Here is a 13,489-nt window from a genome sequence, read left to right on the forward strand (position 1 = left end):
GAGGAAACGCGAATGGATTTAAAAGATTATATTGCAAGTATCCCTGATTACCCATCAAAAGGAATTATCTTTCGGGATATTTCTCCCTTAATGGCAAATGGGGATGCATATCGGGAAGCGACAAAACAAATCGTGGACTATGCAAAAGAAAAAAGAATCGACATGGTGGTAGGTCCAGAAGCACGCGGATTTATCGTTGGCTGTCCGGTAGCATACGAATTGGGTGTTGGATTTGCTCCAGTCCGCAAAAAAGGCAAGCTGCCTCGTAAGACGATTGAAGTGTCTTATGATCTTGAATATGGTACGGATACACTGACTCTTCATGAAGATGCCATTCTGCCAGGGCAACGGGTATTGATTTGTGATGATTTGTTGGCGACCGGCGGAACAATCAAAGCAACAATTGATTTAGTAGAAAAATTAGGCGGCGTTGTTGTTGGCTGTGCCTTTTTGATCGAATTGATGGAGCTTCACGGACGAGATAAAATCACTGGGTACGATATGTTGACCTTAATGGAATATTAAAAAAGACGAGAATCTTTGCGGATTCTCGCCTTTTTTTGAAATCAGCACACCTAATCGAGTGTGCTGAAACAGATTTATTCATAATGATAAAATTCAGAATTATTGTGTGTAGAATAGTGGTAGTGGCGTTGACGTTCAGATTGACGGAATTTTTTATCATCCCAGAAGGTGAACCATAATAAGAACAAAGGGGCAAAAACTAACAGTGTCATTTCAATCCCAAAATTGTTAGCAACAAATCCCATCAGTAAACCTAAGATAATCAAAGCAATATTTCGAATACCTTTCATTTTCTCTCACCTCGTTTAATAATACGAACAAATGTTTGTGTCTTTATTATACGAATGTTTGTTCGGTTTGTAAAGAAAAAAATAGAAATCTTCATAATTACCTTGAAGATTTCTTCAGTGATTATATTAGAGAACGGTACAAGCCGACGACTAAGCCTAAAATTGTTACATTTGGCAAAATGATTGGTTCCATAAAATCATTTTCCGGTTGAAGACGAATGTGGTCTTTTTCTTTGAAGAATCGTTTACAGGTCGCTTCGTTTTCATCTGTCATAGCGATTACGACGTCTCCATTGTTTGCAATGGCTTGTTTGCGTACAATTACCTGGTCACCATCAAGTATGCCGATATTCATCATACTTTCACCGCGAATTGTCAGCATGAACAAGCTGCCGGAATCATTGGCAAGATTAGGTGGCAGTGGAAAAAAGTCTGAAGCTTCTTCTACCGCTAAAATTGGTTCACCGGCGGTAACAACGCCTAAAAGGGGAATAGTATCAGGCTGAACGCCGATTTTTTCTAAACCTAAGGGAGTAAGCTCAATTGCCCGAGGTTTTGTTGGGTCTCGCAGAATCAACCCTTTTTTTTCTAATCTAGATAAATGTCCGTGCACTGTTGAGGTCGAGGACAGGTTGACAGCTTCGCCAATTTCGCGAACGGTTGGGGGATAGCCTTTTTCAGTTACACGGGCATGAATGAATTTTAACACTTCGATTTGTCGACTTTCTGTGCGTTTCGCCACATCATGCACCCTCTTTCATTTTCTAAATTTAGTGTACCATAGCCATACCAATAAATCAAACAAACGTTCGCTTTTATTGTGGTTGTGTTTTTGACTGATTTTTTATAAGATAAGAGAGTAAAAAAGGAGGTAATCCAGTGCTGTCTAAAGAAAAATTAGCGCGTATCAATGTGTTGGCACGAAAAAAGAAAACAGGTGTGCTGACAGCTGAAGAAGAGAAGGAACAAATTCTTTTAAGAGAAGAATATTTAGAGTCATTTCGTTCGGGTATGCGGCATCATATTGAGGGGATGAAAGTAATCGATCCCGAAGGTAATGATGTTACACCGGAAAAATTAAAAGAAATTCAAAAAAAGAATGGTCTGCATGATCGTTCATAAAGGAATTGCAATTTGATGTGTAATCCTTTACAATGAGAGTATCAATAAAGGTAAAAAAAACCTAAATAGGAGGAAATAAAATTGTTTGATAAAGTTGATGAGTTAGGAGTCAATACCCTGCGGACGTTGAGTATTGAAGCCGTCCAAAAAGCGAATTCTGGACATCCGGGGTTACCGATGGGAGCAGCACCAATGGCGTACGCTCTTTGGACCAAACATTTAAAAATTAATCCAAAAACATCTAGAAATTGGGTAGACCGGGATCGTTTTGTATTGTCAGCAGGGCATGGTTCTGCATTGCTCTATAGCTTACTCCATTGTGCAGGCTACAACGTAACGATTGATGATTTGAAGGGATTCCGTCAATGGGACAGTAAAACACCCGGACATCCAGAAGTCAACCATACAGATGGTGTGGAAGCAACAACAGGGCCTTTAGGTCAAGGAATTGCTATGTCAGTTGGTATGGCAATGGCGGAAGCTCATTTAGCTGCGACCTATAATCGTGATAAATTTGCTATCATGGACCATTACACTTTTGCTCTTTGTGGAGATGGAGACTTGATGGAAGGTGTTTCTCAAGAAGCAAGCTCCATGGCTGGACACATGAAATTAGGGAAATTAATCGTTTTATACGATTCGAATGATATTTCTCTTGATGGTCCTACGTCAAAAGCATTCACTGAAAATGTTGGCCAACGATTTGAAGCCTATGGTTGGCAACATCTTTTAGTGAAAGACGGCAATGATTTAGAAGCGATTTCTAAAGCTATCGAAGAAGCAAAAGCAGAAACAGATAAACCAACATTGATTGAAGTTAAAACGGTGATTGGTTATGGTGCACCAAAAGAAGGAACTTCTTCTGTACATGGCGCACCAATCGGCGAAGACGGCATCAAGGCTGCTAAGGCGGTTTATGGTTGGGAATACCCAGATTTCACTGTTCCTGAAGAAGCAGCTGATCGCTTCAAAGAAACGATTGAAGTGCGTGGTGCAAAAGCAGAAGCAGAGTGGAACCAACAATTTGCTGCATATGAAAAAGCGTATCCAGAATTAGCTGCACAATTTAAACAAGCCTTTTCTGGTGAGCTTCCTGAAAACTGGGCAGAAGGATTGCCTGTTTATGAAGAAGGAACAAGTCAAGCGAGTCGTGTATCAAGCAAAGAAATGATTCAAGCCCTTTCCCAAGCTGTACCAAGTTTATGGGGCGGTTCCGCAGATCTATCTGCTTCCAACAATACAATGGTTGCAGCGGAAAAAGATTTTGAACCAGGACAATATGAAGGCCGCAATATTTGGTTTGGCGTTCGTGAATTTGCAATGGCATCAGCCATGAATGGGATTCAATTACATGGGGGCACGCGGGTTTATGGAGGAACCTTCTTCGTATTTACAGATTATCTGCGTCCTGCAATCCGTTTAGCAGCTTTGCAAAAAGTACCGGTAACTTACGTTTTGACACATGATTCAGTTGCAGTAGGAGAAGATGGACCAACTCACGAACCAATCGAACAATTAGCCAGCGTTCGTTGCATGCCTAATGTGCAAGTTATTCGTCCAGCAGATGGGAACGAAACTCGTGCAGCATGGAAAATTGCGATGACCTCAACTGACGTACCAACGATTCTTGTTTTAAGCCGACAAAATCTGCCAGTCTTACCAGGAACAGCAAAAGCAGCAGATGAGAATGTCGCAAAAGGCGGTTACGTGTTGTCTCCTCAAAAGGGTGAAAAGCCTGAAGGAATTCTAATCGCAACTGGTTCTGAAGTTGCTTTAGCAGTTGCGGCACAAGAAGAATTGGCAAAACAAGGAAAAGATGTTTCTGTTGTTTCTTTGCCAAGTTTTGAATTGTTTGACGCACAAACAGACAGCTACAAAGAATCCGTCTTACCAAAAGCAGTAACGAATCGGGTAGCGATTGAAGCAGCTGCACCATTTGGCTGGGAAAAATATGTTGGCTTTGATGGGAAAATCATCGCTATTGATCATTTTGGTGCATCCGCTCCAGGGAACAAGATTTTGACTGAATTTGGTTTCACTACGGATAATGTGGTTGCTACCTACAATTCATTATAGAGCCAAAATATCTACGAAAAACTCCGGTTTCCCGGAGTTTTTTTATCGTGTTTTTAAAAGTTTTTTCTTTTATTTCTTAAAATTATTTCGATGAGGTTAGTTTTATTAAATAAATATTACAGCAATTATTTTGTTTGTCGTTTTATCGGAAAAGTCGTATAATGAAAAAGTTAAGAAATGGGAAAGTTTTTTTAAAGACTTACGGAGGTTGTTCTATGAATCAGTATCAAACAAGAAGTCAACGACACCAGGCGAAAACCGCCATAACATTCAAAATAAATAAAAAATCGATTGCGACAGTTGTTGGAACGGGCTTGTTGGTAACCCCCAGCGTCCTAGCTTTGAATCCTGCAACCGCTAGTGCTGCCGAATATCAAACAACAAATGATGTGAATACGTTTATTGAGCAAATCGGCTGGTCAGCAGCAGAAGTAGCAAGTGCCAATGATCTTTATGCTTCAGTGATGATTGCACAGGCTTTATTAGAAAGCGGTAATGGAACCTCCATGTTAGGAAGTGCTCCTTACTATAATTTATTTGGGGTCAAAGGTTCTTACAATGGACAGTCGGTTTATCTGCCCACGCAAGAATATCTAAATGGACAATGGGTAACGATGAACGAGCCTTTCCGTCAATACAACTCATATTGGGAATCTTTCCAAGACCATGCAAATGTATTGCGCAGCACGAGCTTTTCAACCGGTACTGCCCATTATTCAGGAACATGGAAAAGTAATACTTCCAGCTATATGGATGCGACTGCGTATCTTACTGGTCGTTATGCAACAGATCCCGGCTACAATCAAAAATTAAATTGGTTGATTCAAGCCTATAATTTGACGCGTTTTGATACGCCATCTAATGGAGCACCATCGGCGACGACGGAAACACAAACGACAGAGACCGCACAAACAACAACGGCTTCAGCTTCTACAAGTACTGGAACCTATACGGTGGCTTCTGGGGATACATTGTGGGATATTGCTTCATCTTACGGGTTAACGGTCGATCAATTGATGTCGATGAATGGATTAACCAGTGATGTTATTATGGTTGGACAACAATTATCTGTTTAAAGAGGGAAAGCCGAGTTTTGAACTTGGCTTTTTTTAATGCAAAATATTCGCAAGAACGCAAGACATTGGTTATGATTAAATTAGTTAAATAAGGAGGAATTTCTATGTTGAAAGTACATCAATCTATTACCGAGTTGATTGGACACACACCTATCGTGAAGTTGAATAATTTGGTTCCAGAAGGTGCAGCAGATGTTTATGTAAAACTGGAATTTTTTAATCCTGGTAGTAGTGTGAAGGATCGGATTGCATTAAGCATGATTGAAAAGGCAGAATCAGAAGGCAAACTTCATCCTGGGGACACAATTATTGAACCAACTTCAGGGAATACGGGCATCGGTTTATCGATGGTTGGCGCGGCAAAAGGGTATCGTGTGGTTATTGTTATGCCGGATACAATGAGTATTGAACGTCGTAAATTAATGCAGGCGTATGGAGCAGAATTGGTCTTAACACCTGGTGCAGAGGGGATAAAGAAATCGATTGAAACGGCTAAAGAATTAGTAAAAGAACATGGCTATTTCCTCCCTTTGCAGTTTGAAAACCCCGCAAATCCAGATATCCACGAAAAAACAACTGGGAAAGAAATCCAAGAAGCTTTTGGTGTGCAAGGATTAGACGCTTTTGTTGCGGGAATTGGAACTGGGGGCACGATTACTGGGGCTGGACGTGAATTGAAACGTGTCTATCCGCAAATCCATATCTACGGTGTTGAACCGGCAGAATCTGCGATTTTAGAAGGAGGTAGTCCTGGTCCTCATAAAATCCAAGGAATCGGAACTGGATTTGTACCGGACACATTGGATACCAGCGTATATGATAAAGTTCTTGCAGTCACCAGTGATGATGCAATGGCAACTGCACGAGAAATGGGAACCAAGGAAGGAATTCTGGTTGGAATTTCTTCTGGCGCAGCAATCAATGCAGCATTGAAGGTTGCCAAAGAATTAGGTGCAGGCAAACGCGTGTTAGCAATCGTTCCGGACAATGGAGAACGTTATTTGTCTACCGCTCTTTATCAATTTGATGAGAAATAAGAAAAGGTGAACAACAAATTTATTGAAGACAGCAAAAAGCAAAGATAAATTTTGTTTTTCCGGCTGTCTTTTTTTGTGTAGAAGCTAGAAATTTTAGCTTGAAAATAGTATGATGAGAATACTAAATGGAAGGAATAGGAGGAGCACAGATGGAAAGTTCAGTGCTTGAACAAGCTGTTGAACAATTAAAAAAAGATAATGTGCGGATCACTCCTCAACGGTATGCCGTTTTACACTATCTGGTAAAACATCATTCCCATCCTACAGCCGATGAAATTTATCAAGCAATTGCTGCCGATTTTCCTAATATGAGTGTCGCAACAGTCTATAATAATTTACGCTTGTTTACCGATATCGGTTTTGTTCAGGAAATGAAATATGGGGATGCCTCTAGCCGTTTTGATTTTTCATCAAAGCCGCATTATCATGCGATTTGTCAAAATTGCGGCAAGATCGTTGATTTTTATTATCCGGGACTTGAGGATGTTGAAATGGCGTCTAGTCAGTTGACAGGTTTTGAAATCAATGAGCATCGGTTGGAAGTTTATGGACTATGCCCAGAATGTAAGGAGAAACGTGATGAAAATAATTCAAACACCTAATGCCCCCGCTGCGATCGGACCCTACGTTCAAGGGAAAATCGTCAATGGTTTTTTATTTGCTTCTGGTCAAATTCCTTTAGATCCACAAACGGGAGAAATTGTTGGAACGACGATTCAAGAGCAGGCTGCACAGGTTTTTAAAAACATTCATGGAATCTTAGAAGCAGCTGGGATAGCAGAAAAAGATGTGGTCAAGACCACGTGTTTTTTGAAAAACATGGAGGATTTCGTCCCTTTTAATGAAGTCTATGGAAAAGCCTTTTCTGCAGGTGATTTTCCGGCCCGTTCAGCAATCGAAGTTGCACGATTACCAAAAGATGCTTTAGTTGAGGTAGAAGTTATCGCGGCTGTTCCTCAACGATAAATCTGAAAATAGGGATGCTTTAAAAAGCAGGGTTGCTGCCCATTACCGGTAGCAATCCTTTTTTGATAAGCTTTGGGTAGTGAATTTATTTGCTATGAAGTATACTAGGGAAAGAAAGAGGAGAAGTGCATGATATCTTTAAAAGACTACTTGGAAAGCGGACAAACGACTCTTGCTAACCTTATTTTAGCCAATTACCGTCGAATCGGTATGACGAATGAAGAATTTTTGTTTTGGCTACAGCTTTATCGCCATCATCAAATGGGAAATGATTTTCCCGACCTGTCCATCGTGGCAGATGATTTACAGATGAAGCAGCCAGAAATTTTGCTGTTGCTGAATCAACTAGTAAAAAAACAATTTCTTACGATTGAAACGATTACAGATGTTTATGGGAAAAAAAATGATCGCTATAACTTTGAACTTATATTTGATAAGCTAGAACAATTAATGACCCAACAGCTACAACAAACAGTGAATCAGGAAAAAGAAGATAAGGTAACTACACTGTATCGAACTTTTGAAGAGGAATTTGGGCGTACTTTATCACCGATTCAATATCAACGAATCGGGCAATGGCTGGAAGAAGACCATTACAGTCCAGAGTTGATTTTATTAGCATTAAAGGAAGCTGTTTTGAATCAAAAATATAACTTTAATTATATCGACTCTATTTTATTGAGCTGGGAAAAAAACCAGATAAACACGAAAGAGCAAGTCGATGCGGAACGAAAGAGAAGAAAACGGCAGCAAATGCAAAAAGAACCTACTGCAACAAAACAATTACCCAAAGTTTCATTACATAATTGGTTAGATGGTGATGACTAATGTTAAGTAAAGAAAAAACCCAAGAAGCCATTCGTTTGATGGCTGAAATGTTTCCCGATGCCCATGGCGAGTTACAACATGAAAATGCGTTTCAGCTATTGATTGCAGTAATTTTGAGTGCACAAGCGACAGATGTATCTGTCAATAAAGCGACGCCTGCTTTATTTCAAGCTTTTCCTACACCGGAAGCATTGGCAGAAGCACCATTAGAAGAAATCATTGAAAAAATTCGTACTATCGGATTGTATCGCAATAAAGCTAAAAACATTAAAGCTTGTGCGAAGATGCTTTTGACGGATTTTGAGGGTAAAATTCCTAAAACCCGCGAAGCATTAATGCAGTTGCCCGGTGTCGGTCGAAAAACGGCAAATGTGGTATTGGGGGATGCGTTTGGGGTGCCTGGAATTGCAGTGGATACCCATGTAGAACGAGTATCTAAACGATTGCGTATTTGTAAACTGAATGCCACGGTTCTCGAGGTAGAGGAGACCTTAATGCGCAAACTTCCTAAAGAAACATGGGTTGATGCCCATCATACGATGATTTTCTTTGGCCGCTACCATTGTACTGCGCGCGCCCCAAAATGTGCCAGTTGTCCACTGTTGTTCATGTGTCAAGAGGGAAAAGAACGGATGAAGGGGAAAATAAATTAAAAAAATCACTGACCGCTTTTTCTGGGTCAGTGATTTTTTTGCTCTTATGAATCGTTATCACCATTATTGCCGCCATTTTCGTTATTACCAGGGTCGCCTCCAGGGTTGTTTTCTTCCGAAGAGCTGCTACTTGGTTCAGTGACACTGCTGGAAGGAGGCGTTGTTTCTGGCTGTGAACTTGATTCACTGGATGATGACGATGGTTGCGTTTCTGAAGAGCTTTCTGTGGAACTCTCGCTGGTCGTACTGCTTTCGATACTTGAACTGCTTGATTCCGTTGTTGTTGTCGAAGTAGAGGATGGCACAACTTGCGGTTGATAGTTGTCTTCCCAATACAATTCGCCGCCTACACGAATCAAATCATCAGGCAATTTCCAGTCTTTATTGTCCGCACTTGCAGAAACGTACTGCATCAATTCACGATAGACATCAGTGGCAACATGGGTAGATGAATCGGTAATTGGTGTCAGCTTTTCATCCTGATCATAACCGGTCCAAACGGATAATGAATATTGTGGTGTGTAACCTACGAAAGTAATATCGGGATAGACACCTTGCGTTTGACCGATTTTTTCTAATTGATCATCTGTATAGTTAGAAGTTCCGGTTTTTCCTGCTTGAATCAAACCATCGATCAACGCATTCGTACCGGTTCCTTTAGTAATAACATCTTTTAAGACGTCCGTCACCATATAAGCAGTTCCTTCATCCATGGCTTTTTTACCACTTGGTTTAAATTCATCCACAGAGCCGTCTTGGTAGACAATTTTGCTGACATATTGCGGTTCATAATACATACCGCCGTTGGCAAATGCTGCATAAGCCGCAGCCATTTTTAAGGACGAAGCTCCGTACTTTGTGCCATCCTGCGTATCCGTATTACTAGAAATCGCATTGGATTGAACGATGGATTTATAGCTGATTCCTAAACCACTGAGGAAATCAGCAACTTTATCGCCGCCAACCTCATCAAAAAGTTTCGCCGCCGGAACGTTTCGAGATTCATACAATGCGGTTCGTAAGCTGATGGAGCCCATATATTGATTATCCCAGTTTTTTACATCGATATCGGTGCCTTCGTATTGATAAGGACCATCCACAATCGTTTTACCAGTAGAGTATTTTAATTCTTGGAAGGCAGGACCGTAATCAGTGACTGGTTTCATCGTTGAACCAAAGTCCCGACTGGTGTTCGTCGCGCGGTTGTATCCAAACACCACATCATCAGAAATATTCCGTCCGCCGATTTGTGCTAAAACCTTCCCTGAATTTGTATCCACCAATGTACTGGCAACCTGCATTTCTTCATCAGGGTAATCGATATAGTCCTCACTATTAACGATATCATACAACCGATTTTGCGCATTCATATCAATGTTCAAATGAACTTCTAAGCCATCAGTGTACACATCTTTCCCAGTTTTTTCTGAAATTTCAGCAATTGCTTCTTTGATATAGTTGTCAGCAACTTTTGAATTAACTGCTTTTTTCTTCAAGGATTCAAAATCAACCAAACCATCATCGATTTTTGTAGCTTTTGCTTTTTTGTATTCTGCTTCGGTAATTTTATCGTTGTCCAACATGGTATACAAAACAGTATCTCGGCGTTCCTTGGCTTGTTCCGGATTTTGATAAGGATCATAATAACTTGGTGCTTGAGGAATACCGGCAATCAATGCGGTCTGAGCAAGGGAAAGATCTTTTAATTCCTTGTTGTAATACGTTTTTGCTGCGGTTTCCATTCCATACACGCCGTTTGAAAGATACACTTTATTGATATAGTAGGTCAAAATTTCCTGCTTGGATTTTTTCTGTTCCAATTGCAAAGCAAGCCATGCTTCTTGTGCTTTTCTTTTCAGCGTTTGATCAGAAGCCTTCGTTGAAAAGAAAGAAAGCTTAATCAACTGCTGGGTCAGGGTGCTGGCACCTTGCAACCCGCCAGTGGTGACGTTTGACAGGGCAGAACCGGCAATCCGAATGGGATCCACACCGATATGTTTATAAAATCGGCGATCTTCCACTGAAACAATCGCATCCTCCAATAGTTGAGGAACATCTTGCGGCGCGATTTTATCACGACTTTCTGAACCTAAATCCATTAGAAGGTCACCATTTGTAGCGTAGAATTTTGAAGAAGCGGCAGCATCCAGCTCACTTTCAACAAGTTTTGGTGAATCTTTTGCGTAGAACCAAAATAATCCCAAACCGGATAGAAAGGCGATACAGCCTAAAATAATCAATCCACCGAAAATTTTTAGAATCACGGAACCTACCGAACGTTTTTTCTTCGGTTGTGGTTTTTTGTTTCCTGTTGTATTTCCTGTAGAACGTCTTGCCATACGAGATTGACTGTCATTCGGCATAATTTACAAAACTCCTTTGTTGTCTAAATGGTATTGAACAGCATCGAGATAGGGAATTCTTGGTGCAATGCCCGGTTGAATCTCAATACCGATTTCTTCAATCAATGAAAGGGAAAGTGATTTTTTTCCCGTACTTTTTTGCAGATCCCAATGTGTGATCAAATGTGTGCTATCCAAAAAGAAGCAGCGATTTAATGCTGAAAACCACAGCAGGACAAAACACACGCCAGATTGCTGCAAACAATTTTTCATGTGGCGAATTTGATGGTCATGAAAATTTTTAAAAGGAAATGAGGTTTTATTCTGCGTTTCTTTTGCTTCAAAATCCAAGTAATGTCCTTGGAAAACACCATTGTAGTCGGTGGTTGAGGCTTCTTTGAAATAGGCTTCTTTGATAACTGCAGCACTGCGTCGAGGATAATCGACCTTTACGATTTGGATGGGGGTCGGTTTCTTATGAACCACTGCTAATTGGTGATTAAGATAATACTCGTTACTGAGGTTGATGGCTTCTTCAAATCGCATGCCACGATTACTAAAGTCCACTGCCCGTTGTTTTTCTTTAACGGTTTGTGTATGCTTAGTTTGTGAAGGATTTTTGGAATAGATTTGCCCATTAGGATATCTTAAAACCATATTTTTCACGCTCCTACCGAGTCATTATACCAAAAAGAGAATTAGAAAGAAAAGGTATCGGCCATGGAAACCATTAAAACAATGCTATTAACCGGTTATCGCAGCTATGAATTAGGGATTTTTCAAGAAAAAGACCCGAAAATCGCAATCATTAAGAAAAGTATAAAAAATGTTTTGTTGCGTTATTTGGATGAGGGATTAGAGTGGATCTTGATTGGTGGCAATTTAGGAACTGAATTTTGGGGAGCAGAGGTTGTTTTTTCCCTTAAGAAAGAGTATCCTTCTTTAAAGTTGGGTCTGATTTTTCCGTTCGAGGGATTTGGAGAACAATGGAACGAAAAAAATCGGGAAAAACTGTTTGAACTTCGCAGCAAAGCCGACTATGTGAACGCAACAAGTCATGAAGGATATAAAAATCCGAGCCAATTACGCAACCATACACGTTTTTTTCTAGAGCATTCTGGCGGCGTGATTATGGTTTATGATGAAGAATTTCCTGGAAAAACACAGTATTTTCTTAAAGAAGCAATGGAATTTTCACAGAATAATCCTTATCTTATTGATAAAATTACAATGGATGATTTACAAAATGTAATAAATGAGTGATTCTGTTTGATTTCTCGCTATTTTTTGATAAAATAATTTAGAAAGCTAGTTGAATGAATCGATGAAAACTAATGAGGTGTAAAAGATGGCAAATTTAATTTACAGTCCCAAAGACATTTTACAACAAGAATTCAAAACAAAGATGCGGGGATATGATCCTGTTGAGGTTGATGAATTTTTAGACAACATCATCAAGGATTATGAAGGCTACAACAAAGAAATCCTTGCTTTACAAGAAGAAAATGACCGGTTGAATGCCAAAGTTGCTCAATTATCCAAGAGCCAAGCAGTAACTGCTCGTGTTCAAACAGAAGCGCCTAAGAGTCAAACGGTCACCAATTTTGACATTTTGAAACGTTTGTCAAATCTTGAAAAAGAAGTTTTTGGCAAAAAATTGGATCAAGATGCGTATAGCAATGAAACGACACGTTCTTCACAAAATTTCAGCCGAAACTATTCTCAGGCAGATGATAGTGATGACAATGAAAAAACGCGTCAATTTTAATTAAGAATACATTCTGTGATTTTCGGGTAATCGCGGCTTGAGTATTCAAGCTGAGGAAAGTCCATGCTCGCACAGACTGAGATGTCTGTAGTGTTCGTGCTTGGCGAAAAAATAAGCCAAGGTACATGTTTATGTAACGGCAGGAAAAACAAGCTAAGGTTTCGGCTATGCTGGAGTATCCTTGAAAGTGCCACAGTGACGAAGCAACTGGAGGAAACTCCGTTGGTGGAACGCGGTAAACCCCTCGAGCGAGCAACCCAAACGATGGTAGGGGCGCTTCTTGGACGGAAATGAACGGACCAAGAGGGCAATTTTTTGCAGATAGATGATTACCCCGATTGCTTACTCCCTGAGAAGTAGTCGGACAAAACATGGCTTACAGAAAATCACAGGTATTCAGGGAATCCTTCCAAAATGGAAGGTTTTTTTTGTAACTAAGGCTTTTTTATTGGAAAAAGCTGGAAATAAAAAAAGTGAAACAAACAAAAGTTAGTATATCAGAACGAACAAGGATGTCAGTTCCACTTATTCCAAGAAGTCTAGTGGAATGATATACGGTGTGAGAATAAAACGAAATTTTCTATAGGAAAATTTAATACATTAAAACGAACAAGGATGTCAGTTCCACTTATTCTAAGAAGTCTAGTGGAATGATATACGGCGTGAGAATAAAACTAAATTTTCTATAAGAAAATTTAATACATTAAAACGAACAAGGAGGAACATTATGACCTTAAAAACTGAAAATTTAAGCTAATGGTATGAACCGGAAGGCCCGCTTTGTGTAAATGTTTCACTTGTCTTTG

The 13,489-nt window shown here is 40.0% G+C and carries 15 protein-coding genes and 1 other RNA gene; 12 read left to right on the forward strand and 4 right to left on the reverse strand.

What is annotated here, in order from left to right:
• Positions 1-12: 12 nt before the first annotated feature.
• Positions 13-525, forward strand: a complete 513-nt coding sequence (locus BAU16_RS10660) for an adenine phosphoribosyltransferase (protein WP_048605195.1) — start codon at positions 13-15, stop codon at positions 523-525.
• Between the two features lie 74 nt (positions 526-599).
• On the opposite strand, the gene BAU16_RS10665 is transcribed toward BAU16_RS10660, so the two are convergent.
• Both BAU16_RS10665 and lexA read right to left on the reverse strand, forming a co-directional pair.
• Positions 600-815 (reverse strand): hypothetical protein, encoded by a 216-nt coding sequence (locus BAU16_RS10665; RefSeq protein WP_048605196.1) that lies wholly within the window; start codon positions 813-815, stop codon positions 600-602.
• A gap of 121 nt (positions 816-936) precedes the next feature.
• Positions 937-1,566, reverse strand: coding sequence for a transcriptional repressor LexA (lexA, locus tag BAU16_RS10670; protein ID WP_137605171.1), 630 nt, complete (start codon positions 1,564-1,566; stop codon positions 937-939).
• Between the two features lie 128 nt (positions 1,567-1,694).
• Between lexA and BAU16_RS10675 the strand changes: the two genes are divergently transcribed.
• The 8 genes from BAU16_RS10675 (at position 1,695) to nth (ending at position 8,573) form a co-directional block, all read left to right on the forward strand.
• Positions 1,695-1,937, forward strand: coding sequence for a DUF896 family protein (locus BAU16_RS10675; protein WP_048605198.1), 243 nt, complete (start codon positions 1,695-1,697; stop codon positions 1,935-1,937).
• Between the two features lie 81 nt (positions 1,938-2,018).
• A complete protein-coding gene (tkt, locus tag BAU16_RS10680; protein WP_161527045.1) occupies positions 2,019-4,013 on the forward strand; it encodes a transketolase in 1,995 nt (664 codons plus the stop codon).
• Positions 4,014-4,228: 215 nt separating this feature from the next.
• Complete coding sequence (locus tag BAU16_RS10685; RefSeq protein WP_048605200.1) at positions 4,229-5,089, forward strand: glucosaminidase domain-containing protein; 861 nt, start codon at positions 4,229-4,231, stop codon at positions 5,087-5,089.
• A 104-nt stretch (positions 5,090-5,193) separates the two neighbouring features.
• Positions 5,194-6,126 (forward strand): cysteine synthase A, encoded by a 933-nt coding sequence (cysK, locus tag BAU16_RS10690; RefSeq protein WP_161527046.1) that lies wholly within the window; start codon positions 5,194-5,196, stop codon positions 6,124-6,126.
• Positions 6,127-6,275: 149 nt separating this feature from the next.
• Complete coding sequence (locus BAU16_RS10695) at positions 6,276-6,728, forward strand: Fur family transcriptional regulator (RefSeq protein WP_048605202.1); 453 nt, start codon at positions 6,276-6,278, stop codon at positions 6,726-6,728.
• Positions 6,706-7,092 carry a RidA family protein gene (locus BAU16_RS10700; RefSeq protein ID WP_048605203.1) on the forward strand — a complete coding sequence of 129 codons (387 nt, stop codon included), beginning with the start codon at positions 6,706-6,708 and terminating at the stop codon, positions 7,090-7,092. Before BAU16_RS10695 ends, BAU16_RS10700 begins: the two co-directional genes overlap by 23 nt.
• Before the next feature lie 129 nt (positions 7,093-7,221).
• Positions 7,222-7,920 (forward strand): DnaD domain-containing protein, encoded by a 699-nt coding sequence (locus BAU16_RS10705; RefSeq protein WP_161527047.1) that lies wholly within the window; start codon positions 7,222-7,224, stop codon positions 7,918-7,920.
• Positions 7,920-8,573: an endonuclease III gene (gene nth, locus BAU16_RS10710; RefSeq protein ID WP_161527048.1), complete on the forward strand. Its 654-nt coding sequence runs from the start codon at positions 7,920-7,922 to the stop codon at positions 8,571-8,573. The genes BAU16_RS10705 and nth overlap by 1 nt, the downstream gene beginning before the upstream one ends.
• Positions 8,574-8,617: 44 nt before the next feature.
• On the opposite strand, the gene BAU16_RS10715 is transcribed toward nth, so the two are convergent.
• Positions 8,618-10,912 (reverse strand): PBP1A family penicillin-binding protein, encoded by a 2,295-nt coding sequence (locus tag BAU16_RS10715; RefSeq protein WP_202621262.1) that lies wholly within the window; start codon positions 10,910-10,912, stop codon positions 8,618-8,620.
• Between the two features lie 27 nt (positions 10,913-10,939).
• Complete coding sequence (gene recU, locus BAU16_RS10720) at positions 10,940-11,572, reverse strand: Holliday junction resolvase RecU (protein WP_048605207.1); 633 nt, start codon at positions 11,570-11,572, stop codon at positions 10,940-10,942.
• Positions 11,573-11,635: 63 nt separating this feature from the next.
• Between recU and BAU16_RS10725 the strand changes: the two genes are divergently transcribed.
• From BAU16_RS10725 to rnpB, 3 genes are all read left to right on the forward strand, one after another.
• A complete protein-coding gene (locus BAU16_RS10725; RefSeq protein WP_048605208.1) occupies positions 11,636-12,178 on the forward strand; it encodes an SLOG family protein in 543 nt (180 codons plus the stop codon).
• Between the two features lie 85 nt (positions 12,179-12,263).
• Positions 12,264-12,683 carry a cell division regulator GpsB gene (gene gpsB, locus BAU16_RS10730; protein WP_048605209.1) on the forward strand — a complete coding sequence of 140 codons (420 nt, stop codon included), beginning with the start codon at positions 12,264-12,266 and terminating at the stop codon, positions 12,681-12,683.
• An 18-nt stretch (positions 12,684-12,701) separates the two neighbouring features.
• An RNA gene (gene rnpB, locus BAU16_RS10735) (RNase P RNA component class B) lies at positions 12,702-13,067 on the forward strand.
• Positions 13,068-13,489: the final 422 nt, after the last annotated feature.

Origin of the sequence: Enterococcus sp. JM9B, assembly GCF_009933265.1 — a bacterium.
GTDB lineage: Bacteria > Bacillota > Bacilli > Lactobacillales > Enterococcaceae > Enterococcus_C > Enterococcus_C songbeiensis.

What these genes read in the sequence shown, in the direction of transcription:
- recU (WP_048605207.1), bottom strand. Translation starts at nt 11,572, where the DNA reads ATGGTTTTAAGATATCCTAATGGGCAAATCTATTCCAAAAATCCTTCA.
- gpsB (WP_048605209.1), top strand. Translation starts at nt 12,264, where the DNA reads ATGGCAAATTTAATTTACAGTCCCAAAGACATTTTACAACAAGAATTC.
- BAU16_RS10700 (WP_048605203.1), top strand. Translation starts at nt 6,706, where the DNA reads ATGAAAATAATTCAAACACCTAATGCCCCCGCTGCGATCGGACCCTAC.
- nth (WP_161527048.1), top strand. Translation starts at nt 7,920, where the DNA reads ATGTTAAGTAAAGAAAAAACCCAAGAAGCCATTCGTTTGATGGCTGAA.
- BAU16_RS10705 (WP_161527047.1), top strand. Translation starts at nt 7,222, where the DNA reads ATGATATCTTTAAAAGACTACTTGGAAAGCGGACAAACGACTCTTGCT.
- cysK (WP_161527046.1), top strand. Translation starts at nt 5,194, where the DNA reads ATGTTGAAAGTACATCAATCTATTACCGAGTTGATTGGACACACACCT.
- BAU16_RS10725 (WP_048605208.1), top strand. Translation starts at nt 11,636, where the DNA reads ATGGAAACCATTAAAACAATGCTATTAACCGGTTATCGCAGCTATGAA.
- BAU16_RS10665 (WP_048605196.1), bottom strand. Translation starts at nt 815, where the DNA reads ATGAAAGGTATTCGAAATATTGCTTTGATTATCTTAGGTTTACTGATG.
- BAU16_RS10715 (WP_202621262.1), bottom strand. Translation starts at nt 10,912, where the DNA reads ATGGCAAGACGTTCTACAGGAAATACAACAGGAAACAAAAAACCACAA.
- BAU16_RS10685 (WP_048605200.1), top strand. Translation starts at nt 4,229, where the DNA reads ATGAATCAGTATCAAACAAGAAGTCAACGACACCAGGCGAAAACCGCC.
- BAU16_RS10660 (WP_048605195.1), top strand. Translation starts at nt 13, where the DNA reads ATGGATTTAAAAGATTATATTGCAAGTATCCCTGATTACCCATCAAAA.
- BAU16_RS10695 (WP_048605202.1), top strand. Translation starts at nt 6,276, where the DNA reads ATGGAAAGTTCAGTGCTTGAACAAGCTGTTGAACAATTAAAAAAAGAT.